This window comes from Bordetella hinzii LMG 13501, assembly GCF_001548475.1.
Lineage (GTDB): Bacteria > Pseudomonadota > Gammaproteobacteria > Burkholderiales > Burkholderiaceae_B > Bordetella > Bordetella hinzii.
Window position 1 is genome coordinate 38,711 of sequence record NZ_LRUJ01000003.1, and the last position, 25,442, is coordinate 64,152.

Annotated in this window: 20 protein-coding genes and 1 tRNA gene; 9 read left to right on the top strand and 12 right to left on the bottom strand. The window is 66.9% G+C overall.

All coding sequences use genetic code 11. The features are described from left to right. The first annotated feature begins 1 nt into the window (after window position 1). A complete protein-coding gene (gene argE, locus AXA74_RS02745) occupies window positions 2-1,180 on the top strand; it encodes an acetylornithine deacetylase (protein ID WP_032954969.1) in 1,179 nt (392 codons plus the stop codon). A gap of 94 nt (window positions 1,181-1,274) precedes the next feature. Continuing rightward, complete coding sequence (locus AXA74_RS02750; protein WP_032978730.1) at window positions 1,275-2,357, top strand: helix-turn-helix transcriptional regulator; 1,083 nt, start codon at window positions 1,275-1,277, stop codon at window positions 2,355-2,357. On the opposite strand, the gene AXA74_RS02755 is transcribed toward AXA74_RS02750, so the two are convergent. The 3 genes from AXA74_RS02755 to AXA74_RS02765 all read right to left on the bottom strand — a co-directional run bounded on the left by AXA74_RS02755 (window position 2,324) and on the right by AXA74_RS02765 (window position 6,919). After that, window positions 2,324-3,016: a hypothetical protein gene (locus AXA74_RS02755; RefSeq protein ID WP_032978733.1), complete on the bottom strand. Its 693-nt coding sequence runs from the start codon at window positions 3,014-3,016 to the stop codon at window positions 2,324-2,326. The genes AXA74_RS02750 and AXA74_RS02755 overlap by 34 nt on opposite strands. 114 nt (window positions 3,017-3,130) lie before the next feature. After that, a complete protein-coding gene (locus tag AXA74_RS02760) occupies window positions 3,131-5,665 on the bottom strand; it encodes a hypothetical protein (protein WP_051593938.1) in 2,535 nt (844 codons plus the stop codon). Between the two features lie 21 nt (window positions 5,666-5,686). Beyond that, window positions 5,687-6,919 (bottom strand): coiled-coil domain-containing protein, encoded by a 1,233-nt coding sequence (locus AXA74_RS02765; protein ID WP_032978736.1) that lies wholly within the window; start codon window positions 6,917-6,919, stop codon window positions 5,687-5,689. A 482-nt stretch (window positions 6,920-7,401) separates the two neighbouring features. Between AXA74_RS02765 and AXA74_RS02770 the strand changes: the two genes are divergently transcribed. The 4 genes from AXA74_RS02770 to AXA74_RS02785 are packed head-to-tail and all read left to right on the top strand — an operon-like array spanning window position 7,402 to window position 11,764. After that, window positions 7,402-7,875, top strand: a complete 474-nt coding sequence (locus AXA74_RS02770; protein ID WP_032978738.1) for a (2Fe-2S)-binding protein — start codon at window positions 7,402-7,404, stop codon at window positions 7,873-7,875. Next, window positions 7,875-10,163 (top strand): xanthine dehydrogenase family protein molybdopterin-binding subunit, encoded by a 2,289-nt coding sequence (locus AXA74_RS02775; protein ID WP_032954965.1) that lies wholly within the window; start codon window positions 7,875-7,877, stop codon window positions 10,161-10,163. Before AXA74_RS02770 ends, AXA74_RS02775 begins: the two co-directional genes overlap by 1 nt. Before the next feature lie 10 nt (window positions 10,164-10,173). After that, window positions 10,174-10,761, top strand: coding sequence for a nucleotidyltransferase family protein (locus tag AXA74_RS02780; protein WP_312026060.1), 588 nt, complete (start codon window positions 10,174-10,176; stop codon window positions 10,759-10,761). Beyond that, window positions 10,748-11,764 carry an XdhC family protein gene (locus AXA74_RS02785; protein WP_029579147.1) on the top strand — a complete coding sequence of 339 codons (1,017 nt, stop codon included), beginning with the start codon at window positions 10,748-10,750 and terminating at the stop codon, window positions 11,762-11,764. Before AXA74_RS02780 ends, AXA74_RS02785 begins: the two co-directional genes overlap by 14 nt. Window positions 11,765-11,774: 10 nt before the next feature. Here the strand turns inward: AXA74_RS02785 and AXA74_RS02790 are convergent. Beyond that, window positions 11,775-11,848, bottom strand: a tRNA-Arg gene (locus AXA74_RS02790). A gap of 186 nt (window positions 11,849-12,034) precedes the next feature. Here AXA74_RS02790 and amaB point away from each other — a divergent pair. The 3 genes from amaB (at window position 12,035) to AXA74_RS02805 (ending at window position 15,589) form a co-directional block, all read left to right on the top strand. Further along, a complete protein-coding gene (gene amaB / locus AXA74_RS02795) occupies window positions 12,035-13,531 on the top strand; it encodes an L-piperidine-6-carboxylate dehydrogenase (RefSeq protein WP_032971078.1) in 1,497 nt (498 codons plus the stop codon). 96 nt (window positions 13,532-13,627) lie between these two features. Then, the gene (locus AXA74_RS02800) at window positions 13,628-14,914 is read left to right on the top strand and encodes a phospholipase A (RefSeq protein WP_032954964.1); all 1,287 of its coding nucleotides are present in this window, start codon (window positions 13,628-13,630) and stop codon (window positions 14,912-14,914) included. Window positions 14,915-15,001: 87 nt separating this feature from the next. Then, window positions 15,002-15,589 (top strand): hypothetical protein, encoded by a 588-nt coding sequence (locus AXA74_RS02805; protein ID WP_032978744.1) that lies wholly within the window; start codon window positions 15,002-15,004, stop codon window positions 15,587-15,589. A 6-nt stretch (window positions 15,590-15,595) separates the two neighbouring features. Here the strand turns inward: AXA74_RS02805 and AXA74_RS02810 are convergent, their stop codons facing one another. The 8 genes from AXA74_RS02810 to AXA74_RS02845 form a co-directional block, all read right to left on the bottom strand. Further along, window positions 15,596-17,698, bottom strand: a complete 2,103-nt coding sequence (locus AXA74_RS02810) for a cation:proton antiporter (RefSeq protein ID WP_197723098.1) — start codon at window positions 17,696-17,698, stop codon at window positions 15,596-15,598. A 220-nt stretch (window positions 17,699-17,918) separates the two neighbouring features. Further along, window positions 17,919-19,466, bottom strand: a complete 1,548-nt coding sequence (locus AXA74_RS02815) for an ABC transporter substrate-binding protein (protein ID WP_029579142.1) — start codon at window positions 19,464-19,466, stop codon at window positions 17,919-17,921. Window positions 19,467-19,578: 112 nt separating this feature from the next. Next, entirely contained in the window at window positions 19,579-20,199 is a 621-nt protein-coding gene (locus AXA74_RS02820) for a GntR family transcriptional regulator (protein WP_029579141.1), read from the bottom strand. An 87-nt stretch (window positions 20,200-20,286) separates the two neighbouring features. Further along, the gene (locus tag AXA74_RS02825; RefSeq protein WP_029579140.1) at window positions 20,287-21,942 is read right to left on the bottom strand and encodes an ABC transporter ATP-binding protein; all 1,656 of its coding nucleotides are present in this window, start codon (window positions 21,940-21,942) and stop codon (window positions 20,287-20,289) included. Further along, window positions 21,939-22,760: an ABC transporter permease gene (locus AXA74_RS02830; RefSeq protein ID WP_029579139.1), complete on the bottom strand. Its 822-nt coding sequence runs from the start codon at window positions 22,758-22,760 to the stop codon at window positions 21,939-21,941. The genes AXA74_RS02825 and AXA74_RS02830 overlap by 4 nt, the downstream gene beginning before the upstream one ends. Continuing rightward, window positions 22,757-23,701 carry an ABC transporter permease gene (locus tag AXA74_RS02835; protein WP_029579138.1) on the bottom strand — a complete coding sequence of 315 codons (945 nt, stop codon included), beginning with the start codon at window positions 23,699-23,701 and terminating at the stop codon, window positions 22,757-22,759. The genes AXA74_RS02830 and AXA74_RS02835 overlap by 4 nt, the downstream gene beginning before the upstream one ends. 13 nt (window positions 23,702-23,714) lie before the next feature. After that, complete coding sequence (locus AXA74_RS02840) at window positions 23,715-24,587, bottom strand: hydrolase (protein ID WP_032978750.1); 873 nt, start codon at window positions 24,585-24,587, stop codon at window positions 23,715-23,717. A gap of 291 nt (window positions 24,588-24,878) precedes the next feature. Next, the gene (locus tag AXA74_RS02845; RefSeq protein ID WP_029579136.1) at window positions 24,879-25,400 is read right to left on the bottom strand and encodes a DUF4142 domain-containing protein; all 522 of its coding nucleotides are present in this window, start codon (window positions 25,398-25,400) and stop codon (window positions 24,879-24,881) included. Window positions 25,401-25,442: the final 42 nt, after the last annotated feature.

Below are 25,442 nucleotides of genomic sequence, written 5' to 3' on the forward strand. Positions count from 1 at the left end.
CATGACCCTGCCCGCTCCCCGCAACAGCATCGAACTCCTGCGCGAACTGCTGGCCTTCCCGTCCGTCACGCTGACGCCCAACGCCGGCCTCATCCAGCGCGTGCGGGACTTGCTGGCCGAGGCGGGAATAAGCAGCAGGGTGGTCGCCGATCCGCAGGACAGCAGCCGCTGCAACCTGTTTGCCTCGGTGGGCCCCCGCGACGTGCCCGGCATCCTGCTTTCGGGCCATACCGACGTCGTCCCCGTGGCCGGACAGCCCTGGACCGTGGAGCCTTTCGCGGCCACGGAACGCGACGGCCTGATCTACGGCCGGGGCAGCTCGGACATGAAAGGCTTTGTCGCCTGCGCCGTCATGGCCATGCTGGCCGCGGCCGGCCGGCCCTTGCGGCGGCCGCTGCACCTGGCCCTGTCCTTCGATGAGGAAATCGGCTGCGTGGGCGTGCGCCATCTCATCCGCGCGCTGGAGCATGTCGAGCCCGCGCCCATGCTCTGCGTGGTGGGCGAACCCACGCTCATGAAGATAGGCACGGGCCACAAGGGCAAGGCGGCCTATCGCGCGCGGTGCTGCGGCCAGGCCGGTCACTCGGGGCTTGCGCCCCGCTTCGTCAACGCCATCCATACGGCGGCCGACCTGGTCGGCGCGCTGCGCGAGGTGCAGCGCGACCTCGCCGAGCACGGCGCGCGCGAAGACGGCTACGCCATCCCCTACACCACCGTGCACGCCGGCACCATCAAGGGCGGCGCGGCGCTGAACATCGTGCCGGCCCAATGCGAGGTCGACTTCGAGATCCGCAATGTCTCGCAGGACGACCCCAACGAGATTCTCGGGCGGGTGCTGGAGCTGACCCGGCGGCGCATGCGCCAAGCCCAGTCGCTGCCCGAAGCCGAGCCGCCGGAAGTGGAGCTGATCAACACCTATCCGGGCCTGGCCACCGCCGAAGACTCGCGGGCCGTGGCGCTGCTCTCATCCTGGCTGCCGGCCGGCACGCCCTTGACCAAGGTTGCCTTCGGCACTGAAGGCGGCCTGTTCCAGCAGTGCTGGAAAGAGACGGCGGTCCTGGTCTGCGGGCCCGGCAGCATCGAGGTGGCGCACAAGGCCGACGAATATGTCGCCGTCACGCAGATCGAAGCCTGCGACGCCATGCTGGCCAAGCTGACCGCCTTTCTCGAGGGGCCATGAAGCATCCGCGGCACACCCGTGAGGCCGCCGCACCGCCGACCACGAGACGAAACAATATGTCATGATTCGGCGGTAGAAATCCCCGTGCCGTCTCATGCCCCAACGACAAAAACTCGATCCTATCCACCTGGACATCCTCGATCTGCTGCAACGCGACGGCGGTTGGGTAACCTCGCGCGCGCTGCATGAGCGCCTGCGGCCCAGTTATGGCCATTCTCCGGCGGCGGCCAAGACCATCCAGCGGGCACTGCAGCGTCTGCTGGACGGCGGCTTTATCGAAGGCGCGGGCAACAGCAGCGCGCGCACCTGGCGCCACCTGACTGGCCGGACACCGAACAAGGCCGAGGTCAAGAGCGTCGAACTCGCCGTCGCGCTGCTGCAGCTCGAACAATACGCCGCCAACCAGCTGCCGGCCCAATCGCTGCAAATCCTGCGCGACTATTGCGATCGCAGCCGCGAACTGCTGCACAGCCATCCCACCTATCCCCGCTATGTGCAAGGACGCGACTGGCGGGGCAAGACGGCGGTGATCGACTCCAGCTATCCGCTGCTGCCGCCCGCGCTGGACGAGGGCATCATGGATGCGATCACCCAGGCGCTCTATCGCGGCACCGCACTGGCGCTGCGTTATCAAAACGCCTCCGTGCCAACGGAGACTCCCCAGGATTATCAAGTCTCGCCTCTGGCCTTGGTCGAGCGGGGCAGCGTACTCTATCTGGTGTCTTGCCGGCGCTCGCGCAGCACTGGCAGCTATGTCCGGTACCTGCACCGCGTCGACAGGATAACCCGCGCAAGCGCCACCGACACTCCTGCGGATCCGGACCCGGGCTTCGAGCTGGAGCGTTTCCTGCGCCAGGAGCACACCCTGCTGTTCTTCCCCGAGACCCCGCAGCGCATCACCCTGCAGGTCCGCGAGCACCGGTTTCGCAGCCGCTTGCGCCAATACCGGCTGTCGGCCGACCAGACCGTCAAAGAAACCCCCTATGGGTTCGAGCTGAGCGCAACCGTCAGCCCGTCCCTGACGTTCAAGCAATTCCTGCTCGGGCTGGCCCCCGATGTCGTGCTGGTCGAACCGGCCAGCCTGCGCCAGGAATTGAAGCAGGTGCTCGAGCAGGCGCACACGGCCTATTCGCGCGCCGGTTTCTACACGGATGACAGCGGCGCGGGCCAGTCGTAGCCCACCAGGCCGTCGACCCGCGCGACGCCGTCAAGCGTCATCGGCGCCACGGCATGATCCACATCCTGCAGACCGGCCTCGCGCAATATGCGCCCGAAGACGACACGGTCGACGCCCGCGGCCAGCAGGACCGCCGGCGCCATCAGGGAGGCCGCCATCACGCGGCGCAGCAAAGCCGCGTAGTCCATCCTCTCTCCGTCGCTGACCAGCGTCGCCAACAGATTGGCGCGCGCCAGCCGACTCACCGCCCGCCAGCGATACATTTCCCGATAGCCCTCGCAGGGCGTCCATTCCAGCGCGGCCAAGGCGCGCGCAAGCACCTGCACAAGCGTGTCCCATTCGCCTTCGGCCGAGGCGATCCACACCCCGTCTCGAGACGCGGGCAGATCACTGATCCGGCCACGACAGAGCGCCAGCGTGCAACGGCCGGCCTGACGCGCCAGACGCATGGCCTCCACGGGACCGTAGGTATTCCAGACGGCGCGGCCGCCCTCTCCCGAGAGCGCCGCGATATCGACCAGCAGGAGCGTCACGGCCTCCGGCTGCACGCACCATTCGATCTGGGGCAGGCAGGCATTGAGGCGCTCGGCCAGGCCGAGGACCTCCGACGCCGGCAGCCCCCATCCTTCGAGGCGGATGCGAGCCTTGGGCAACAACATGTCCGATCCGGTAAGCACCACTGTCAACTCCCTGTATCCACAAGAAGTCCCAGTCTGCGGTCGCCTCTGGACAATCGCTGTCCGGACCCGCTGCCGCCCGGACAGTTTCCCCGGTCAGGCGGCGGCGCGCCGAGGCAAGTCCTCGTTCTCGGCCGGCGTGGCGATGTCCGCCTCGAAAGACTCGATCACGTCGTTGACGTCGTAGCGCAGGACCGGCCGCTGCTTGACAATGCCCACCACCATCGGCTTGATCAACAGGTTGGCAAACGCCTTGCGCGAGGCGCTTGCATACATCAGTTCCAGGGATGCGGGCGTGACGGCCTTGTTCAGGTTGGCCGTCAATGTTTCCACCTCCGGCTCGGTCAGCATGAACAGCACGCACAGATACTCCACCTGGCGCTGCACGATGGCGAGCATCTCTTCGCTGTCTTCCTGCATCAGACGTTTGGCGAGCGAATTGCTCACCAGGCCGGCGACGGTGCCGCCGATCATGCCGCCGGCCACCTTGCCGATCCAGATGCCGGCCGGCCCGAAGGCCGCGCCCGCGGCGCCGCCGGCAATCGCCCCCACCGCGCCGCCGGCCGTGGTACTGGCCGTGACCGCCAGGTTTTTGGTGAATTGCGCGCCCGACATACGGCCGCGCACCATCTTCAGCAAGTCTGGGCCTGTGGAAACCGCCACGATCGCCAGTGAAGCGACGACCGTTCCGCGCAGGGCATGGTTGAGCTGGTTCGTGCTGTTGACGCCCATGCTTTTCTGCAGGGCCTCGGCCATGGATTTCGACATGGAGCCGACGTCTATGATCTTCACCGCCGCCTGCACGGTCGCCAGCCGGTGCAGCTGCTGCGTCGCGACGTAGACGGTCAAGGCGCGTCCGAAGGCCTTGCCGCCCCGGACAGAGGCCGCCTGCAGCGCCTTCTTTGCATCACCGGTGTTCAAGTAGGAGATCGTGGCCGTTACCGCGAAGCAGATGCCGCCGGCAGACACGGCCACCACGGCGCCTTCGGCGACGTCATACGTGATCGAATGGAAGGTGCCGAAGCGCGTGATGTTCTTGGCCTGCTCATAAGTCAGGTGCCCCTTGATGACGAGCTTGCTCGCCTCGTTCGGATCCGTCACACCGGGCACCTTGCCGGCGCGGATCTTGTTCTCCATGGTCTTCACGGCCTGGGCGTATTGGTCGCGCGGCACTTCGATGGGCATGGGCGCGCCATCCGACCCGAAGTAGCGGAAGTTCCCGTCGCCCTTGTTGTCGAACGCGCTGCCGATGCTGCGCGCGCCGGTGCTGCAATACTTGGTCTGGATCTCCTTGCCATCAACCAGCCGGTCCGGCCCATTCTTGGCGTTGTCGTCGCCGACCACGCGAGAGTTCTTGCCGGTGAATTTGTCATATAGGGTGTTGCCCCGCTCGGCGGCGAATCCATGGCCCTGCCCGCCCTGCGCCACCATGCGATGATTCTGCGACCATACGCCCGCCGCCGCCATGAGCGTCAAGCCCGACGCCGCCGATTCCGCCAGGAAATCCTGCAGCGGCTTTTCCCTGATGGAAACACAGGCCTGCTCGGTCTGCTCGCAAAGCGGCGAGCAGAACCACTCGTCATTGCGCGCGCCGCCATGCGCCTGTACCAAGCCGCAGGACACGCAGCGGTCCAACTCCTCCTGGCGCAAATGCGTGACCAGGTACTGGCCGTCCGCGAAATCACAGGGTTCCGCAAACCCGAGATAACGCTCGAAATAGTCCTGCGCCTGCGCGGGAGGCAGGGGCAGGTAGTCCACGATCAAGGCCTTCGCCTCATCCCTATCGTGGCGCAGGCTGGCGTCCAGCCTGGACTGATAGTCGCGCAGCGCCCCATCCAGGCACTTCTTGTCGAAAAGCCAAATATCGCCTCGCAGCTCAAGCAGCTCGGCCATGCCGGCGTTGCACGCGGCGTTGGCCGCCTCCAGCACAATGGCCTGGACATCCTCCTCCCGGACTTGGGGAGACTCCTTGTGCAGGGCCGCCATCGCCTCCGTCAGATTGAAGGCGCTGTCATTCGCGGCGATACGGGTCTTGATACCCCGGATGACATCGATATAGCCTTTCTCGAAAACCATTGTCCCCAGCATTAGCAGCGAGGCAAGCACGCAATATCCCAGGTCGAACCACCACAAGGTGGCCGAACTGCTGAATACCCGCGTCACCAGCCCGGGAAACCCCGCCTGCACGATCACGCAAAACATCCAGATGGCCGTCGCGCAGAAAAACAGGCGATAGTAGTACGTACTCTTCGGGGCCGGCGTTTCAAGGCCGTCCCGCTCCACCGCGACCCGCCGCTGATGGACCGCGCACGCCGCCCAGGCCAGCAAAGCGGGGAGCAGAAATTTCATGCTGCCGGCCGTCAACCCTCCCACCCAGCCGTAGCCGGCGTAAGCCACCCACGCCGCGGCCAGCACGCCCGCCAGCATGGACATCCGCTCCAAAGCCTGCCGCCTGCCATGCCGCCCGGCCAGACGCTCGACGGCAAGACCGGCGGCAACCGGAACGCCGATCACCAGGCCCGCGGCAAGCGCCACGATCACCGCAAGGAGCTTGAGCGCGAACGGAAGGATCTTTCCGAGCAAGGCCAGCAGCAGGCACAAAAGCACCAGGCCCACAATGATTTGCAACATATGAGGTCCCCGAGATTCCAGTCAATTGAAGGCGGAAAGCATGGATTTCACGCGCCGCAGGGCCTCGTGCTCGTCGCTTCGCGCCTGCTTGCGCTGCTGCAACGCTGCGGCCAGGCGCTCGATCTCCTGCTGCTGCATGGCCAACTGCTGCTGGACCTGTTGCCGCGAACTCGACCATTGCGCGTTTTTCTCCTGTAATCCAGAAGCCCTGTCCTGCATGGCCTGGACCGCATTGCGGCGTATCGCCTCGCGTTCGCTGGCCCGCCGCGTCAGGAAGTCGCGGGAGGCCTGCGCGACGCGCTCTTGATAAGCGCGGCGCTCCCGGTCTATGGTTTCGCTGTACTGGCTTTGCACCTGGAAGCGCTGCTCATCGAGCCGGCGGTAGTGGGTGATTTTCTCGGCCTGCGACATGCCCGCCGGAATACTGCTTTGCTGGGCCCGCAGGGCCGCCACTGCCTGGCGTTCGGACGTCCGCAATTCAGACAGGCGCGCTTCCCAGCTCCGCTGCTCCGCCGCGAGCCGCTCATCTGTCTCGCGGCGCAGCGTCTCATCCAGAATCCGCTCCCCCTGTGCGATGTCACGCTCCATCTGCCGCTCGGCCCAGGCCATCTGCTCCTGCTCGGCCCGCTGCATGGCGGCGGCATCGGCTGACTCAGTCTTCAGGCGCCGATCCGACAGGCTCCATGCCTGGCGGGCCGAGGCCAGCGCCACTTCGTCGGCGGCGATCCGCGCGTCGAGCTCGCGCAGCGCCGCTTCGGCCGATGACAGCAAATGCGTGAATTCCGGGGTGCCGGCGACGACATGCCTGGTCTCGTAGGTGCCGAGCGGCGCCATGGCCGACAGCGCCTCCCTGCCATCGAAACCGAATTCGCTGAGCCAGGCGCCGCCAGAGAACTTCGCGCCCGCCATGCCCTTGATATGCCGACGCTCGCCCTCGCGGGCTACGGGCACCAGGACCGTGGTGGCGTCCAGCACGCCGGCCGAGCGATACAGGTCTTCCCTGGGAACAATGGAAGCATCGAAGGAATAGAGCCAGCGCGGCGGCTGCCGACTGACGACCTCCCATCCCTCGATCTCGAACCGATCGATGTTCCAATACGCCGGAAGCTTGCCGGAAAGCTGGCTCCGCATATCCGGCCCATAATCCCCGCAGGCCGTCAGCGACACAGCCAGGAAAACCGACAAGAAAATACGAACCAGATTGGGAGATATGTCCGGAAAACAGCCGCCGGAATACCGAGAAAGCGCGAACATGCCCATGCCTTTATTCGGACCGGCACGCCGGTCAGCCGCAATAAAAGGCAGAAGTCTAACGCTTTTACGACAAATTACTTCAGATGTATCATTCGTAAATCCGGCGGCGCCGCGGGTCCATGCCCGCTGACGCGGCGGTCCGGCGCTGAGCGGGCTGTTGAAAACCGCATCGCCTTCACTTCCACGGACGCCTCCAAACCGGACACGCCCTTTTCGCGGTCGTTGCCGGACGGTTTATATCCTCCCCTGGAAGCCACGCCTCCGCGCCGGGGCTATCAGATCGCCCGCCGGTCGAATATCCGCGCAATTTCATCGACTGCCGCGACGTGTTTCTGTTTCGTGGTCGATCCGAAACTGGCGAATGCCGCAAAAGGAATCGGATCTTTTTGGATTTTTTAGACAAAATTCCGATATAAATAAGCCGTCTCCCCACGTCCGGGGCAGGCCCCGCCTGTCCTGCGCGCCCTCCCGAGGATTCCGCTATGACCCAACTTCACATCAACGGCCAGGCGAAGGATGTCGACGTGCCGGGCGAAACGCCCTTGCTCTGGACCCTGAGGGACGAGCTCGGCATGACCGGCACCAAGTTCGGATGCGGCATGGCATTGTGCGGCGCCTGTACCGTGCACATGGATGGCGCGCCCGTTCGCGCCTGCGTCACCCCCCTCTCGGCCGCCGCCGGCCGCGCCATCACCACGATCGAGGGAGTCGCGGCGGACCCCGTGGGCCAGGCGGTGCAGCAAGCCTGGATCGCGCAGAATGTCGCCCAGTGCGGCTACTGCCAGGCAGGACAGATCATGACGGCGGTGAGCCTGCTCAAAACCACCGCCCAGCCGACGGATCAAGACATCGAGGACGCCATGAGCGGCAATCTCTGCCGCTGCGGCACCTATCCCCGCATCCGTGCCGCCATTCACCAGGCCGCACAGATCCTGGCCCAGGGAGGAAAGCAATAATGGACACCGCCCGATTTTCCCGGCGCAGCTTTCTCCAGGGCGGCCTGGGCGCGCTTACCCTGGCCGTCACGTCCAAGGGGTTGATCACGACCGTCTGGGCCGCGGAGACGGCCGCCCGCAAGTACGGGGCCGACAGCATGCCCGGCGGCACCGTCGACGATCCGCTGGTCTTCGTCAGCATCGCCGCCGACGGGACGGTCACGATTGTGGCGCACCGCGCTGAGATGGGCACGGGGGTGCGCACCAGCCTGCCCATGGTCGTGGCCGACGAGATGGAGGCGCGCTGGGACCGCGTCAAAGTGATACAGGCGCCAGCCGACGAGGCGCGCTATGGCAATCAGAACGTGGACGGCTCGCGCAGCGTCCGCCACTTCCTGATGCCGATGCGGCGTGCCGGCGCGGCGGCCCGGCAGATGCTGGAAGCCGCGGCGGCGGCGCGGTGGGCCGTTCCTGTCGCCGAGGTCAAGGCCGTGCAGCATGAGGTCTTGCATCTGCCGTCGGGACGCCGTCTGGCTTATGGCGAGCTGGCCGCCGATGCGGCCAGGCAGCCGGTCCCCAAGGGCGAGGCGCTCAAACTCAAGGAGCGGGCCGAGTTCCGCTACATCGGGAAGGACAAGGTCCGCCTGGTGGACCTGGAAGCGATCGGGAAGGGCCAAGCCACCTACGGCATGGACGTGCGCCTGCCCGGCATGGTGTATGCCGTGGTGGCGCGCCCCCCTGTCGTCGGCGGCAAGCTGCGCCGCTTCGACAGCAGCAAGGCCCTGGCGCTTCCAGGCGTGCTGAAGGTCGTGGAAATCCCTCCGATGCAGGGCGCGCCGGCGTTTCAGCCGCTGGGCGGCGTCGCCGTCGTCGCGCGCAACACCTGGGCGGCCCGCCAGGGCCGCGATGCGCTGGAAATCGAATGGGACGATGGCCCCAATGCCGGCTACGACTCGACCGCCTACCGCCAGACGCTGGAAACGGCGGCGCGCCAGCCCGGCAAGACCATGCGCAAGCAGGGCGATGCGGCGCAGACCTGGGGCCGGGCGTCCGAAGCCGAGCGCCTGGCCGCGGAGTACTACATCCCCCATCTGGCCCATGCGTCGATGGAGCCGCCCGTGGCGACCGTCCAGATCAAGGCAGGCAAGGCCGAAGTCTGGACCTCTGTGCAGAACCCCGCCGCGGCCCGGGATGCCGTGGCGGCCCGCCTGAAACTCGAACCGGCCGACGTCAAGGTCAATGTCTTGCTACTGGGCGGCGGGTTCGGGCGCAAGTCCAAGCCCGACTTCGTGGACGAGGCCGCGATCATCGCCCGCGCCATGCCCGAAGGCACGCCGGTCAAGCTGGTATGGACGCGCGAAGACGACATCCATCATGACTACCTGCATACCGTGTCGGTCGAACGCCTCGAGGCCGTCCTCGACAAGAACGGGCAGGTCCAATCCTGGCTGCACCGCAGCGCCGCCCCCACCATCGCTTCTCTGTTCTCCGAGGGCGCAAAGGGCCAGCAGATGTTCGAGTCGGCCATGTCGGCCATCAACATGCCCTACCGCATTCCGAACGTCCAGGTGGAAACCGCCGAAGTGGCGGCCCACGCCCGCATCGGGTGGTTCCGCTCGGTGGCCAACATCCCCCATGCCTTCGCGGCCCAGTGCTTCATTGACGAGCTGGCCCACAAGGCGGGCAAGGATCCCAGGGATTTTGCGCTCGACCTTATTGGCCCGGCGCGTCGGATCGACCCGGGCACGCTGGCCGATACCTGGAACTATTCGGAATCCCCCGAGCGCTACCCTTACGACACGGGCCGCCTGCGCGGCGTGATCGAGGCTGCGTGCAAAGGCGCGGATTGGGGCAGGACGCTGCCCAAAGGCCATGGCCTCGGCCTGGCCTTTTGCTACAGCTTCATGAGCTACACCGCCACTGTGGTCGAAGTGGCCGTGGACGAGAAAGGCGGGCTGCGGGTCGTTTCGGTGGACATGGCGATGGACTGCGGCCCGCAGATCAACCCCGAGCGTATCCGCGCGCAAATGGAAGGCGGCGCCATCATGGGCCTGAGCCTCGCGCTCGCCAGCGAGATCACGTTTGAAAAGGGGCGCGTCAAGCAAAGCAACTTCCACGATTATGAAGTGCTGCGCCACGATGCGTCGCCGCGGGTAATACGGACACACCTGGTCAATGACGACCATGCCCTGCCTCCCGGCGGCGTGGGCGAGCCGCCGGTCCCGCCCGTGGCACCCGCGCTATGCAATGCGATATTCGCCGCCACCGGCAAACGGATCCGCGACCTGCCCGTTCGCCGGGTCGCTTGACACCATGCCCATGCAACCGCCCACCGTCATCGTATTGGCCGCCGGCCGGGGCGAGCGTTTCAAGCAGTCGGGCGGCGCGATGCATAAGCTCGACGCCATGCTGGCGGGGCTGCCCGTGCTGGAGCGTGTCCTTGGCGCCGTCGCCGGGTCCGGCCTGCCCTGCCACGTGGTCCGGCCAGAAGGCGCTTGCCCGGCCGGCGGCATGGGCGACTCCATTGCCAGAGGGGTCGCCGCGACCCAGGACGCGGCGGGCTGGCTGATCCTGCCCGGCGATTTGCCGCTTATCGACCCAGGCAGCCTGCTTGAGGTTGCGCGGGCCCTGGCCGCCAAGCCCGTGGCCGTCCCGTCCTACAACGGCCAGCCGGGGCATCCTGTGGGATTCCGCAGCGAATGCGGCGAGGCGCTGATGGCCCTGGGCGGGGACAGGGGAGCGGCCGCCATCGTGCGGGTCTATCGGCAGCGGGACGATGTACAAGTGCTGCATCTGGACGATCCGGGAATCACCCTGGACATCGACACGCAGGACGATCTGGCGCGGGCCGAGGCCATGCTGTCGGCCCGCCTGCCCGGCTCAGGAGAGTGGCGTGGAAACTGCTGACGTCCGTGTCTTGCGCGAAGCCCGGGCCTGGCATGCCGCTGGACACCGGCTATTGCTGGCCACCGTGGTCAAGACCTGGGGAGCCTCTCCGCGTCCGGTCGGTTCCATGATGGCGCTGCGCGAAGACGGACGCTGCGTGGGCTCCGTTTCCGGCGGCTGTATTGAGGACGATCTGATTCACCGGTATACCCGCGCCTATGGCGGCGGCGCCATGGCGCAAGCCAGTCCGCAACGGGTGCGCTATGGGGTCACGGCCGACGAAGCGCACCGCTTCGGGCTGCCCTGCGGCGGCACGCTGGAGCTCCTGCTGGAGTTCCAGCCCGATTTCGAGACGCTTGATGCCCTGGTAGGGCTGCTGGAATCGGGCCAACTCGTCCAACGCAGCGTCTGCGTGGCCACGGGAGCGGTGACACTGACGCCCGTGTCGGCTCCGGAGGCCGCGCGGTTCGACGGGGTGACGCTGTGCTGTACGCTGGGGCCGCAGTACCGGATGCTGCTCATCGGTGCCGGCATCCTGGCGGAATACCTGGCCACCATGGCCCTGTTCAACGACTTTTCCGTGACGGTCTGCGATCCACGAAAGGAACACCTGGGGAACTGGTCCGTACCGGGCGTGCATGTCACCCAGGAAATGCCCGATGATGCCGTGCTCGCCCTGGCTCCCGACAGGCGCACCTGCGTCGTCGCCCTGAGCCACGACCCCAAGCTGGACGATCTCGCGCTGCTGGAAGCGCTGCACAGCCCCGCTTTCTATGTGGGCGCCATCGGCTCGCTGCGCAACACAAGCAGCCGCAGGCAACGGTTTATCGATCATTTCGGCGAGACCGCCGCATCCCTGGAGCGGCTGCATGCGCCGGTCGGCATCTATATCGGCAGCAAGACGCCGGCGGAGATCGCGGTAAGCATCATGGCGGAGATCCTGGCGGTCAAAAACGGCGTTGCGTTGCCCGCGGCCTTCTCGGTCGAAGCGGCCAAGCGCCGCCTGGCGGCATCCGTTGAGTGAGAGAGAAGTGCGCGACGGACAGGAATCGAACCTGTGACCCACAGCTTAGAAGGCTGTTGCTCTATCCAACTGAGCTACCGTCGCATAGCGATGAAACACCCGGGCGCCGGACACGCAATTCTATCAATCCGGATATGACCGTGAGCGCCCGCCGGGGAGGCGGATACGCCATCCGGCTGGGCCACGGACGGCGCGCGGCATTGTAACCCGTTGCGCGCCCCCTCCGCTTTGGCTTTATCGTGGAATCCCATCCCTATCGCCGGAGCCGACATGGACACCCTATCCAGCCTCTTGCGCGAACTCGGCCTCGATCCCGGCTCGATGACGCAGGGCAATATGCAAAGCCGCAGCCCCATCGACGGCGCCGTGCTGGCCCAGCTGCCCGCCCACACCGTTTCCCAGGCCCATGCGGCCATCACGCGCGCCCGGCATGCCAGCCTGGCCTGGCGCGCCGTGCCCGCGCCGCGCCGGGGGGACTTGCTGCGGCTGTTCGCCGAGCAGTTGCGCCGGCACAAGGCGCAGCTTGGCCGGCTGGTCACGCTGGAGACCGGGAAAATCCTCGCCGAGGGCGAGGGCGAAGTCCAGGAAATGATAGACATCTGCGACTTTTCGGTCGGCCTGTCGCGCCAGCTGCATGGGTTGACCATCGCATCGGAGCGGCCCGGCCACCGGATGATGGAAACCTGGCATCCCCTGGGGGTGGTGGGTGTGATCAGCGCCTTCAACTTCCCGGTCGCGGTCTGGTCGTGGAACGCCGCCCTGGCCCTGGTCTGCGGCAATGCCGTTGTCTGGAAACCCTCCGAAAAGACGCCCTTGACCGCGCTGGCCTGCCAGGCCCTGCTGGGCCGCGCCCTGCAGGCTTTCGGCGATGCGCCCCCGGGCCTGTCCGAGGTGTTGCTGGGCGGACGGGAGCTGGGCGAAGCGCTGGCCGATGCGCATGCGGTCGCGCTGGTGTCGGCGACCGGTTCGACGCGCATGGGCCGCCATCTCGGCCCTCGCGTGATGCAGCGCTTCGGCCGCGCCCTGCTCGAGCTGGGCGGCAACAATGCCGTCATTGCCACGCCCAGCGCCGACCTGGATCTCGCCCTGCGCGGCATTGTGTTCGGCGCCATCGGGACAGCGGGGCAGCGCTGCACCAGCACGCGCCGGCTGATCGTGCACGAAGACATCGCCGACACCCTGGTGGCAAGGCTCAGGCAGGCCTATGCGAGCGTCACGGTGGGCGATCCGCTGCAGCCGCGGACCCTGGTCGGCCCGCTGATCGATCACCAGGCCTATGACTCCCTGGAAGCCGCCCTGGTCGCGGCCCGGGAGCAAGGCGGGCGGGTGACCGGCGGCGAGCGCCTGTTGGCCGACCGCTATCCCGAAGCCTGGTATGTGCGCCCCGCCCTGGCCGAAATGCCCGGACAGACCGACGTGGTGCGCCATGAGACCTTCGCGCCCATTCTGTACGTCATGCGCTACCGCGATCTCGGCGAAGCGCTGGCCATGAACAATGATGTGCCCCAGGGGCTGTCTTCGGCCATCTTCACCAACAGCTTGCGCGAGGCCGAGGCTTTCCTGGCCGGCTCGGATTGCGGGATAGCCAACGTCAACATCGGCACCTCGGGCGCGGAGATAGGCGGGGCTTTCGGCGGCGAAAAAGAAACCGGAGGCGGCCGGGAATCGGGTTCCGACGCCTGGAAAAACTATATGCGCCGCGCCACCAACACCATTAATTATTCCAGCGGGCTGCCGCTGGCCCAGGGCATACGATTCGAGGTGTGACCGGCACATTACATGCGGTTGCGCGCGGCACACGGCGGTTGAACATTGCGCGGGACAAAATGCTAAATTGCCCCGTCACTATTGCCATCTCAAGCCATGTCCCATGCGACTGCCCCGGGCGCCCTGCGCGCCCTCGCGCTGGCCGGCCTCCTGGCCGCCTGCCTGCCCGCCGCTGCAGGCGTTTCCTATCGGCTGGACCGCCCCTCCGCGGCGCCCGGCGACACCGTGCGCATCGAGGCCGTCTACTTCAATGACGGCAACAGCCTGGCGCAGTGGCAGCCGCCCGCGCGCCTGGTCCTGCAATGGCGCGATCCGCAAGGCCAGGTCGTGCGCACCTTCGCCCGGCTGGAGGGAGACCCTTCGGCCTTGAGCGTGCCGGTCAATAATTTCGCGCGCCTGTCCTGGGCGGCCGTGGTCCCGGTCTCGGCCCGCGGCCTGCAGGCCGTCAGCATCGAGGGCGAGCCGGCCCTCATGGCGCTGGACGCCACCGGACGCGAAAGCGGCACGCTGGCCAGCCAATCGGCCGATGTCCCCGTGACCGATCCGCGCAGCGGCCAGCCCCTTCCCGAGGCGGCCGTGCTGGCCGCCGGGGCCTCGCCGCAGGGGGGGCCGGCGCCCGACAGCGTGGCGCGCGAGCAAATCGCCACGCAGACCTCGGGCTTTGACAGTTTCCGCAGCGCGATATCGGCCTATGAACCCATGTATTTCGACATCGGCTGGCGGGGACGCACCACCGCGCGCTTCCAGTTGAGCGCCAAGTACCGGCTCTTCAGCCCGGCCGATGGCCGTGACCCGCGCTGGTTCGAGAACTTCTACCTGGGATACACCCAGACCTCGCTGTGGGATCTGCAAGGCGATTCGATGCCTTTCATCGACACCACTTTCAATCCCAGCCTGTTCTGGAAATCCGATCGCCTGTGGTCCTCCGCGGATGCGAAGTGGCGCGCGGGCGTCAATACCGGTGTCGAACACCGCTCCAATGGCAAGGACGGCGACGATTCGCGGTCGATCAACGACGTCTATGTCGAGCCGGCGCTCTATTACCGCCTGGGCGGGGGCAGCACCCTGTCCTTCTCGCCGCGCGTGCGCGCCTATTTTGGCGTGGCCAGCGAAAACAGCGACTATGCGGACTATGCCGGGCATGTGGACTGGAAGCTGCGCTGGGAGCAGGACGGCGGCGCGGTCGTCTCGGCCATGTACCGCCAGGGCGACAGCCGGCGGCGCACCACCCAGCTCGACTTCAGCTGGCCGCTCAAGCGCACCTTCCTGGACATGAACGGCTATCTGCACCTGCAGTACTTCAACGGCTACGGCGAAACCCTGCTGGGCTACAACCAGCGCAACGAATCGCAGTTCCGCATCGGCCTGTCCATCGTACCTTGAGATCTGTCCCCCGAGACAGATCTTGTCACGGCCCGGACGGGCCGCGGCGTGTAGCATGAGGGCCTGTCCGACGACTCGGAGACTGCCATGTACCGCCGTCTGCTCACCAGCCTGGCCTTGATGCTATGCGCGCTGGGCGTCCAGGCCCAGGAAGCCGCGCCCGCGGCGCCGCCCCAGGCCGTCAGCCTGCTGCAGGGCAAGCTCAAGTTCGATCTGCCCGCCGGTTTCACCGCCAGCGATCTGCCGCCCGGCCGCCCCGAGGACGGCACCGCGGGCGCCAGCGGGCGGCTCTTCATCAATACCGATGCGCGGCAAGTCGTCGTGGTGAGCGAAGCCCCCACGCCCGGCGGGGTGGCCGCCACCGACGACGACAAGGTGTTCCTGAGCGGCGCGGCCCAGGGTTATGTCAGCCAGCAGAAACAGGCTTCGGCGGACTACCAACCCTTGGGCGAAGACACGCTGCGCGCCGGCGCCCTGGGCCTGCGCCGCATCGACGCCAAAGGCAGTTTCGCCGGCACGCCCACGCTGAACACCAGCCTGCTGGCGGGCTCCGGGCCCCGGCTGGCGGTGGTGCAGATCGTCTCGCGCGAGGACGACCCGCAAGGCCATGCCGGCCTGGTGCAGCGCGTGCTCGACTCCATGCCGGCCAAGGTCGCCGCCCTGGCCCCGCGCTGACCGCGCTCAGGAGCGCGCCGGGCCGCCATGGTGCCCGTGCAACCGCGGGCGGCGTATGCCTTTCTTCCAGGCCTGGTCGATTTCGCGCATCACCCAGTCGTAGACCTCTTTGGAAATCGAATGCTCCGCCATCATGCGCTCCATCTGCTCCCGGCCATCGCGCAGCGCATACAGCACCAACAGCCGCCGCTCCAGCACCGCCGTGTACTGGCCGTAATGCGTGCGCAGTTCGGTCAGCGCGGCGTTGGCCGAATCGATGCGCGTCTGCAGCACGTTCTGCAGCACGTCGCCCATGCGTGAGCCCAATAGCGGCACCATGCTCTGGCGGACATAGTTGCGCAGCTGCTCAAGCACCGCGCGGCGGCACATCAGGAGTTCGAAGCGGTTGCTCAGGCGATAGATGAGCGGATAGTCGATATGCAGCCGCTCATGCAGCCAGCGCACCAGGCGGTCGACCCAGGTCGTGGCCAGGATACGGCGCGCGGCGCGGTTGTAACCCAGCCGGCCTTCGCTGCGCGCCGCATCGCGCATCAGGCTGGCATTGCGCATCATGGTGTCCAGGTTGGCCACGGTCAGCACGCCTTCGCCATATTGGGTGATCAGGTCATGCTCCTTGGCCGCCAGGGCGACCAGGCCGATGGACAGGCGGTCGCGCTCAGAGATGGCGCTGTCCAAGTCCAGCGCCGCGGCGCTGAGGTCCATGTCGCGCCGGTACTCGGCGCTGACCGCGTCGGCCACCTTGGCATCGATGCGAAACGCCGTGGCGGCGGCCTGCACGGCCCGGCCCACCTCTTCGGCCGATAGGCGCAAAGCCTGCTGCTGCAAGGCCTCGTCTTGCGGCGACAGCCGGCTCAGCCCCAGCATCTGGATGACCTTGCTGAGCGTCGATCCATTGACGAAGAGGCTGAACAGCACGAAGCCGGTCGCCAGGATGGCAATGAAATGCCGGGTTTCGGCGGGCAGTTGCGCCGATTCGGCGATCCCCAGCGCCAGCACCAGGGTGACAGCCCCGCGCAGCCCGCCCCAGGTGATCGCCAGTTTGTAGGCCGAACTGATGGGCTCGGCCAACTTGTAGCGGCTGAGCAGGGGAAACAGGCCGAAGAGCACCATCATGCGCGCGCCCAGGGCGGCCAAGACCACGATGGGCAGGACCAGCAGGTCGCGCAGCGTGGCGCCTTCCAGCAGATAGGGGATGCGCAGCGCGGCCAGCAGATACACCGCCGCGCCGGCGATCGCGGCCGCCTGGTCCCACACAATGCGCATATGGCCCCAGAGCACGGGCGGCAGCCGCGTGGGCGCCATGCCGCTGACCACCAGGCCGGCGGCCACCACGGCCACCACGCCGGACACGCCCAGGTAGTGGTCCGCCACGAGATACACCGGGTAAGGCAAGGCCAGGCTCAAGGCGATCTCGGCCTTGCCGCGCGCGCCCATGAAAGGAAAGCAGCCGACCCCCAGCCGGCCGGCCAGGCCACCGAACACCAGGCCGCCGAGAAAAGTCCATGCCAGTTGCTTGAGACCGGCCAGCGGCGTGGCCGTGGCCGCGTCGCCCGTCAGATAGGCCACCAGCACGGTGGAGATGGCGATGGCCGCCGCGTCGTTGAGCAGGCTTTCGCCTTCGACCAGGCGGGTGAGCCTGGCCGGCGCGCCCACGCGCTCGAAGATGGCGATCACCGCGGAAGGGTCGGTGGTGGCGATGACCGCGCCCAGCAGAAGGCCGGCAGCCAGCCCGCCCGCGCCCAGCCAGGCCACGGCCAGGCCGACCACGGCGGTGGAGACAAACACCGCCACCACGGCCAGCAGGAGCACGGGCGCGACATCGTCCAGCAGTTCGCGCACATCCACGGCCAGCGCCGCCTGGAACAACAGGGGCGGCAGGAAAATCCAGAGATAGGCCTGGGCGGGCAGCGCGGGCGCGATGATGGGATCGAAGAACAGGCGCTGCTCGTGAGGCGCCGAGGCGGTAAGCCAGGCATAGAGCCCCGCCATGCCTATGCCGACCAGGCAGAGCATGCTGGCCTCGGGCAGCACCAGCCTCGCGGCCACCGCCTGCACCAGCGAAATAATGGCCAGCAGGCAGGCCAGGAGCAACAGCAGATTGATCAGCATGGCATCTCGCATGGACCCTGTTGTGTCACTATAAGCCATGCCGCCGGACCAAAAAAATGCCCTGGAGGCAAGCCTCCAGGGCCAACTCGAGGTTCCTATTGCGAATTGTCGCGACCGGTTCGGGGAAGCCGCGACAAACCCATGGTAGTCAGGAAGGCCGCGGCGGACCTTGATAAAGGTCAAGCCCGGCCGGGGCCGGGCCGGGGCCCGCCATGCGACATCACTGGATGGCGGCTTCCCAGGCCAGCGGCTTGCCTTCCCAAGCCGAGAAACCGCTGACGCGCTTGTTCACGGCCCAGGCGTCGGCGCCGTTGAAGAAGATGATCAGCGGCACCTGCTCAAGCATCAGCCCGTGCAGCTCGTCGAACAGCGCCTGGCGCTTGGCGGGATCGGACTCCAGAAAGCTGGCGTCGATCAGCGCCAGCGCCTTGGGATCTTCCCAGACCTTGCGCGGCTGCTTGTCCTTGTTGCCGGCGAATTGTTCATAGCTCAGGGCCGGATCCAGGCGCGACGAATAGCTGAAAGAACTGATCTGGTATTTGCCCGAGTTGTAGCGGTCCAGCTGCGTGGCCCATTCGATCACCTCGATCTGCGCATTGATGCCGGCGGCCTGCAGCATGGCCTGGGCCATCACGGCGATCTGGTAGCTGGGCACGTGGGCCCGTTTGTTGGCGTAGATGACGATGGGCTCGCCCTTGTAGCCGGCCTCCTTGAGCAGCTGCTGCGTGCGCGCCGGGTCGTAGGCATAACTGCGCTTCTGCGCCTGCGTGTAGTAGGCCGATCCGGCCGGCACGGCCGAGTTGTTCAGCGTGCCCAGGCCTTCGGAGGCGGCCTGCACGATCTGCGGCACATCCAGCGCCGCGGCGATGGCCTGGCGCAGCTTCACATTCTTGAGCAGCGGATCGCGCGTCTGCAGCAACAGCACGTGCTTGGTGGCGTCGTGCGGCACAAAGACGTGCAGCTTGGGATTGGCGCGCAACTGGCCGGCATCGCTGTTGGTGATCTGGCTGGCGTCCACGGCGCCGGAAAGCAATCCGGCCTTGGCCGTGGAAGGATCCGGCACCACGAGGAACTTCACCTGGTCGACCAGCGGGCGCTTGCGGCCCACATAGCCGTCGGGCTTGTCGCCGGGCGGCGACTGGTATTCCTTGAACGCATCGAGCAGGGTGTATTCGCCGCGCTTCCATTCGCGGAACTTGAACGGCCCGGTGCCGATGGGCTTGTCCCAGCTGCCGTCGGCCTTGACCGAATCCTTGTGCACGATGGCCGTCATGCCGCAATCGGTGCGGGCCAGCGAATCCAGGAAGATGGCCGATTTATGGCTGATGGCCATGACCACCGTGTGCGCGTCCGGCGCGCTGACGTCGGTGACCTTCAGGTCATTGCGGCCGTCAAAATCGCCTCGGCAGCGCCAATCCGTCTTGGGATCCATATAGCGCTGCCAGTTCCACAGCACGTCGGCCGAGGTCAGCGTCGCGCCATTGTGGAACTTGACGCCTTCGCGCAGCTTGAAGGTATAGACCCGCCCATCTTCGGATACCTCCACGGACTTGGCCAGCAGCGGCCCCACACTGCCGTCCTCGCGATAGCCCACCAGGCCTTCGACCATGTTGAGCACCACGCCATCCGTGGTGTTGTCGCGGTTGACGCCCGGATTGGTGGAACGGATATCGGCCGGTTCGGCGATGGTCAGGGTGGCGGCCTGCGCGGCGCCGGCAAACGCCAGGGCGGCGCCCAGCGCGCTCAGGTGGCGAGAGATCAAGGTCATGAAAGCTCCTGGCGGACGCCATTGGTACATAAATTGGCGCCAATAACAGTGACTATTATGCGGCGGCGGGACACGGACACCATCGGGAGTATCCCTGCCCCGCCGGGCCGACTCAGGAAATGTCCTGGCGGATGTGCACGGTGATGATTTTCTGCAGGCGCTTGAGGTCGCCCGCCTCGACGGCGTCGACGATTTCGAAGTGTTCGCGGGCGGACTGTTCGACGCGCGAGCGTGTGACCCATTCCGCGCTGGGCGCCGATGGCGAACGGCCGCGCATCTCGTGGATGAGGGCCACCAGCTCGCGGTTGGCGCACATATCGTAGAGCGCCGCATGGAAGGCCAGATTGACCTCGTATTGCTCCATCAGCGTGCCGTCGTCGAGCATGTCGGCAAACCGTTCGGCCAGGACGCGCAGGGCGCGCAGCTTGGCCGGCGTGACATGCAGCATGAGGTCGGCCGCGGCGCCGGTCTCGAGAATGACGCGGATATCGCGGACCTGGTCGCGCAGTTCGGGATCCGGCACATACACGTGGTAGCCCCGGTTGGGAATGTGCGAAATCACCCGCTTGCCAGCCAGATGGTCGAGCGCGCGCCGCACGTCCAGGCGCTTGGCGCCGTAGCGCTCCTGCAAATCGATCTGCTTGAGCCAGGCCCCGGGCCCATACACCCCGGACTGAATGTCCCGGGCGATCCGGTCGGCCAGGGTCGGCTGCGTGGCTGCCACCTTGGGCATTGAATCGCTCCCGCGTGTCGAAACCAGTCATTTTATGCAAAAGCCCGCCCGCTCAACACCTGTCCGGGCAGGCCCCGCACCCGCTTTTCAGGCCTGCGCGGCCTCGGGTATTTCGCCGTCCAGCCGCCAGCGCAGCCGCACCCCGCCGCTCTGCACCGGCTCCAGCGCCGGAATCGCGCGCAGCAGCGTGCGCGTGTACGCCTCGCGCGGATGGTCGAATACGTCGTCGCGCCGGCCCTGCTCCACGATGGCGCCGTCGCGCATCACGATCACGCGGTCGGCCACTTGCTCCACCACGCCCAGGTCATGGCTGATGAACAGGCAGGAGAAACCATGCCTCTCTTGCAGGTCGGCGAACAGGTCCAGCACCTGGGCCCGCACCGTGACATCCAGGGCCGATACCGGCTCATCGGCGATGACGAAGGCGGGGCGCCGCACGACCGCGCGCGCGATCGCCACGCGCTGCCGCTGCCCGCCCGACAACTCGTGCGGATAGCGCGCCGCGTACTCGGAGCCCAGGCCGACCTCGGCCAGCACCTCGTCGACCCGCCGCTGCTTGTCGCGCTCGCTCATGTCCCGCACCAGGCGCAGCCCTTCGCCCACCAGTTGGCCTATGGTCATGCGCGGATTGAGCGAAGAATACGGATCCTGGAACACCATTTGGCAATTCAGCCGATAGTCGGCCCAGGCGGCCGACCGCCGGCTGACCGGCTGGCCCCGGAACAGGATCTCGCCCGAAGTCGGCGCCAGCAGGCCGGCGATGGCGCGGCCCAGCGTGGTCTTGCCCGAACCCGAGCCGCCCACGACCGCCACCACCTCGCGCGGACGCACTTGCAGGTCGATGCCCGACAGGGCCCGCTTGCCCGCCGTGCGCGACAACAGGCGTTGATGGCCGCGATAGTCGACCACCAGGCTCCTGACTTCGACAATGGGCGGCGCGACCATCGGCGGACGCGCGGCCAAGCGGCGCGGCATGGCATCGAGCAGCTTGCGCGTGTAGTCCTCGCGCGGACTCGCCAGGATGGCTTCGGTGCGGCCGGTCTCGACCACCTTGCCGTGGCGCATCACCACCATGCGCTCGGTGTAGCGCGCCACCATGGGCAGGTCATGGCTGATCATCAGCACGGCGGTATTGTGCTCGCGCGTCAGGTCCACCATGAGCTCCAGCACATCGCGCTGCACGACCGCATCCAGCGCGGTGGTCGGCTCGTCGGCCAGCAGCAACGCCGGCTCCAGCAGCATCACCGAGGCCAGCATCATGCGCTGGCGCATGCCGCCGGAGAATTCATGCGGCCAGGCCGTCATCGCGGCCTTGGGATCGCGGATGCCGACACGCCGCAGCATCTCCAGGATGCGCTCGCGCCGCGCTTCGGGCTTGAGATCCTTGCGGTGCAGGGCCAGGCCCTCATCCAGCTGGCGGCCGATGGGCATGGACGGATTCAGCGAGGTCATGGGCTCCTGGAACACCATGCCGATGCGCGCGCCGCGCAGCTTGCGCAGTTCCGGCTGGCTGGCCTTCACGATGTCCCGCCCCTCGAACAGGATCTGGCCGCCGCTGACCACGAGCGGCTGCGGCGTCAGGCCCAGGATGGCGCGCGCGGCCTGCGTCTTGCCGCTGCCCGACTCGCCGACGATGCCGACCATCTCGCCAGGCGCGACCTCGAAGGACACATCGCTGACGATCTCGCGCCCGCCGCGGCCGACCGTGAGGGAAAGATGGGAAACCGATACCAAGGCGCTCATCGCGATCCCCTCATGCGCGGATCCAGGCGGTCGCGGATGGCGTCGCCCAACAGGTTGATGCCCAGCAGCGCCAGGGCGATGCACACCCCGGGGAAGATGGACAGATAGGCGGCTTGCGCCATGAAGGGACGCGCCGAGGCCAGCATATTGCCCCAGGTGGGCGCAGGCGGCGGCACGCCCAGGCCCAGGAAGGACAGCGCGCTCTCGGCCAGGATGACCCAGCCGAACATCGAGGTGGCCAGCACCGTCAAGGGCGCCACGCAATTGGGCAGGACATGGCGGAACATGGTGTACAGCTCGGAATTGCCCAGCACGCGCGAGGACTCGATGAACTCTTTCTCGCGCAGCGACAGCACCGTGCCCCGCACGATGCGGGTCACCGAAGGCGTATAGGCCATGCCCAGCGCCAGGATGATGCCGTACTTGTTGGCCCCCACCACGGCCAGCAGGCCCAGCGCCAGCAACAGGCCCGGAAAGGCCAACAGCGCATTGTTGAACGCCATGATGATGCGGTCGGTCCAGCCGCGCACATAACCGGTGACGATGCCGATCGCCGTGCCGGCGACAATGGCAAAGCCCACGGTCAGGACGCTGATCCAGACGCTGCTGGCCGCGCCGGCCAGCAGGCGCGACAACACATCGCGGCCGAACTCGTCGGTGCCCAGGAGGAATTCGGCGCCCGGCGGCTTCAAGCGGGCAAGAAAGTTGATCTTGAGCGGGTCATAGGGCGTCCAGACGGCGCCCATGATGGCGGCCGTCACCATGACAGCCACGATGGCTCCGCCCACCCAGGCATTGGCGGCTAGGGATTTCTTCATTCTGCGGTCACTCTGGGGTCAAAGAGCGGATAGCACAGATCCACCACGAGGTTGACGATCACATAGGTCACGGCCACGAAGAGCAGGCAGCCCTGGATCACGGGATAGTCGCGGGCGAAGATGGCGTCCACCAGCAGCCGGCCCAGGCCGGGGATGGTGAACACGGTTTCGACCACGGCGATGCCGCCCAGCAGATTGCCCAGCACTAGGCCGATCAGCGTCCACGTGGGCCCGAAGGAATTGCGGAAGGCGTGATGGATCAGGACCGCCGACTCGGACAGGCCCTTGGCGCGCGCATGGGTGATGTAGTCCAGGCGCAGCACCTCCAGCGTGCTGGCGCGGGCCATGCGCATGAGCACGCCGATCTCGTGCAGGAACAGCGTCAACACCGGCATGACCAGGTACAGCAGGCCGGCCTTCCAGTCGGTGCTGATCGAGACATAGCCGACCACGGGCAGCCATTGCAGCTTCAAGCCGAAGAACAGCAGCAACAGCAGGCCCAGCCAGAAGGTCGGGATGGACACCAGCAGGGTCGCCGCGCTGACCAGGAACAGGTCGGGTGCCTTGTTCTGCTTCCAGGCGGCGATCATGCCGGCCGGCACCGCGACCAGGGTGGCGAACAGGACGGCCGCGATGACCACGCGCGCGCTGACCAGAAAACGCTCCCACACCAGGCCCAGCACCGGCTGGCCGGTGTTGATGGACTGGCCCAGATCGCCATGCAGCATGTTGTTGAACCAGATACCGAACTGCACCGGCCAGCTCTGGTCCAGGCCCAGGCGGGCCCGCAGGTCCGCCAGCGAGGCCGGCGTGGCGAGGTCGCCCAGCAGCAGCTGGGCCGGGTCGCCCGGAATCAGCCGGATGAGGACGAACACGGCCACCGCCACGATAAGCAGCGTGGGGATGGCCATGACGATACGTGAAAGCGCAAAGCGCAGCATCGCGGTCTCCGGATCAGGATTTGTCGCCGCGCTTGTCGCGCAGGACACGAGCGAAGAAGTCCTGGACCTCGCCGACGCACTTCAGGCCGTCGTGCGGGACGTTGTCCACCATGTCCAGCGTGACCTTGACGCCAGCCTGCTCGAAGGAACGCTTGAGCGCCTGCAGGCGCTCGGGACGATTGCGCCCGGCGTCGTTGGCGCCGGGCATATAGAACTTGCCGCCCTCTTTGTGGGTGATTTCCCAGGTCTCCAGGTCGGCCTTGCCCACCACCATATGCACAGCGACCCGGCGCAGCGCCTCGATGTCCAGGTCGCGGCCGAAGCGCGCCTTCATGTCGCGCACCCCCACCCACCAGTCCCGCTCGGTGTCCAGCAGCGTGACCGAACCCGGCGCGCCGATCGACACGCCCCACAAGCGCTGCGGATGCAGCAGCGTGAAGCGGTTGACAAACTGGCCGCCGCCCGAAAAGCCGAACAGACCAAACCGCGACACATCCAGGCCGAACTTCCCGCCCACTTCGTCGACGATGTCCAGCAGCACCTCGTCATAGCGGATGTCGCCCTCGGCTAGATGCTTGAAGCCATCGCGGTTGCCATCGCCGCGCACGCCCACGGGAAAGAGCGGGCAGAGCACGATGCAATCATTCCAGCGCGCGAATTCGGCGAAGGCGTCGCGGTACTCGACAAAGGCGCGGCCCGTGCCGTGCACGATCACCACCAGTTCCATGGGCCGGCGGGCCTGGTCCAGATGCGGCGGCACATACATGCAGTACGAAAAACGCGGATCGGTGCGCGCCGCGAAAATCGTGCTGTGACCCAGGTCGTAGATGGCGCGAGCCCGGTCATTCACGGCCGCGGCGGCCTCGGTGGCATTGACTTCAGACATGGATTCCTCGGGAACAGAATCGCCCGCGCCAACACGGCGCGGGCGCGGGGCAGCTCAAAATAATCACACAAATTGGCGCCAATTTTAGGAGCAGGCTGTCCGGGACAACAACCGGGGGTTTCCCCCTAGGCCCGGTGGACGCCGGCGGCGGCAAGCCTATGGGCGCGGGCGCGCGCCCACGCCCCGCCGTGGGACGACCTTCCCGGCGTCAGGGGAGACGGTGGGCAGCGGGCGGCTGCGGCCGGACCCTCGCCGTGCCGGCCGGCACGGCGGGCCGCCGCGGCGCGGCCATCACTTGGGCCGCGGCCCCTGCAATTGGCGCGCCATGTCCAGATGCTCTTGCAGGACAGGCAAGGCCTTGGCGATAAAGGCCTTGACGTCGGCATCCCTGCCCTGCGCCTCGGTCTGCTGGAAGAGCTTGATCGCGTCTTCGTGAGCGGCCACGGCCACCTGGTCGATATAGGCTTTGTCGAAATCGGCGCCGCTTTCCGAGGCGATGACGGCCAGCTTGCCCTTCTGGGCGAATGACAAGTCATCCGGCGGCTGCAGGCCTTTTTGGCGGGCCAGCGCAAGCAGCTCGTCCGTCAGGCGCGTATGGTCGGCGATCATGCGTTGGCCGAACTGCTTGACGCCGTCGCTGGGCGAGGTGGCCACGGCCAGCTTGCCGCCAGCGACTTCGGCATGGCCGCCCTGGATGGCGCGTTCCAGGAATTGCTTGTCGGCCTCGGCGAGCGTGCCTTGCGCGAACAGCGGCCCCGTCATGGCCAAGGCCGCCACCGCCAGCCCTCGCCGGGCCATGGACTGTATCTTCATCGCGACTCCATGAGCAAAGGCGCCTGGGCCGGCGCCAGTTGC

What these genes read in the sequence shown, in the direction of transcription:
- argE (WP_032954969.1), top strand. Translation starts at nt 2, where the DNA reads ATGACCCTGCCCGCTCCCCGCAACAGCATCGAACTCCTGCGCGAACTG.
- AXA74_RS02750 (WP_032978730.1), top strand. Translation starts at nt 1,275, where the DNA reads ATGCCCCAACGACAAAAACTCGATCCTATCCACCTGGACATCCTCGAT.
- AXA74_RS02755 (WP_032978733.1), bottom strand. Translation starts at nt 3,016, where the DNA reads ATGTTGTTGCCCAAGGCTCGCATCCGCCTCGAAGGATGGGGGCTGCCG.
- AXA74_RS02760 (WP_051593938.1), bottom strand. Translation starts at nt 5,665, where the DNA reads ATGTTGCAAATCATTGTGGGCCTGGTGCTTTTGTGCCTGCTGCTGGCC.
- AXA74_RS02765 (WP_032978736.1), bottom strand. Translation starts at nt 6,919, where the DNA reads ATGTTCGCGCTTTCTCGGTATTCCGGCGGCTGTTTTCCGGACATATCT.
- AXA74_RS02770 (WP_032978738.1), top strand. Translation starts at nt 7,402, where the DNA reads ATGACCCAACTTCACATCAACGGCCAGGCGAAGGATGTCGACGTGCCG.
- AXA74_RS02775 (WP_032954965.1), top strand. Translation starts at nt 7,875, where the DNA reads ATGGACACCGCCCGATTTTCCCGGCGCAGCTTTCTCCAGGGCGGCCTG.
- AXA74_RS02780 (WP_312026060.1), top strand. Translation starts at nt 10,174, where the DNA reads ATGCAACCGCCCACCGTCATCGTATTGGCCGCCGGCCGGGGCGAGCGT.
- amaB (WP_032971078.1), top strand. Translation starts at nt 12,035, where the DNA reads ATGGACACCCTATCCAGCCTCTTGCGCGAACTCGGCCTCGATCCCGGC.
- AXA74_RS02800 (WP_032954964.1), top strand. Translation starts at nt 13,628, where the DNA reads ATGTCCCATGCGACTGCCCCGGGCGCCCTGCGCGCCCTCGCGCTGGCC.
- AXA74_RS02805 (WP_032978744.1), top strand. Translation starts at nt 15,002, where the DNA reads ATGTACCGCCGTCTGCTCACCAGCCTGGCCTTGATGCTATGCGCGCTG.
- AXA74_RS02810 (WP_197723098.1), bottom strand. Translation starts at nt 17,698, where the DNA reads ATGCTGATCAATCTGCTGTTGCTCCTGGCCTGCCTGCTGGCCATTATT.
- AXA74_RS02815 (WP_029579142.1), bottom strand. Translation starts at nt 19,466, where the DNA reads ATGACCTTGATCTCTCGCCACCTGAGCGCGCTGGGCGCCGCCCTGGCG.
- AXA74_RS02820 (WP_029579141.1), bottom strand. Translation starts at nt 20,199, where the DNA reads ATGCCCAAGGTGGCAGCCACGCAGCCGACCCTGGCCGACCGGATCGCC.
- AXA74_RS02825 (WP_029579140.1), bottom strand. Translation starts at nt 21,942, where the DNA reads ATGAGCGCCTTGGTATCGGTTTCCCATCTTTCCCTCACGGTCGGCCGC.
- AXA74_RS02830 (WP_029579139.1), bottom strand. Translation starts at nt 22,760, where the DNA reads ATGAAGAAATCCCTAGCCGCCAATGCCTGGGTGGGCGGAGCCATCGTG.
- AXA74_RS02835 (WP_029579138.1), bottom strand. Translation starts at nt 23,701, where the DNA reads ATGCTGCGCTTTGCGCTTTCACGTATCGTCATGGCCATCCCCACGCTG.
- AXA74_RS02840 (WP_032978750.1), bottom strand. Translation starts at nt 24,587, where the DNA reads ATGTCTGAAGTCAATGCCACCGAGGCCGCCGCGGCCGTGAATGACCGG.
- AXA74_RS02845 (WP_029579136.1), bottom strand. Translation starts at nt 25,400, where the DNA reads ATGAAGATACAGTCCATGGCCCGGCGAGGGCTGGCGGTGGCGGCCTTG.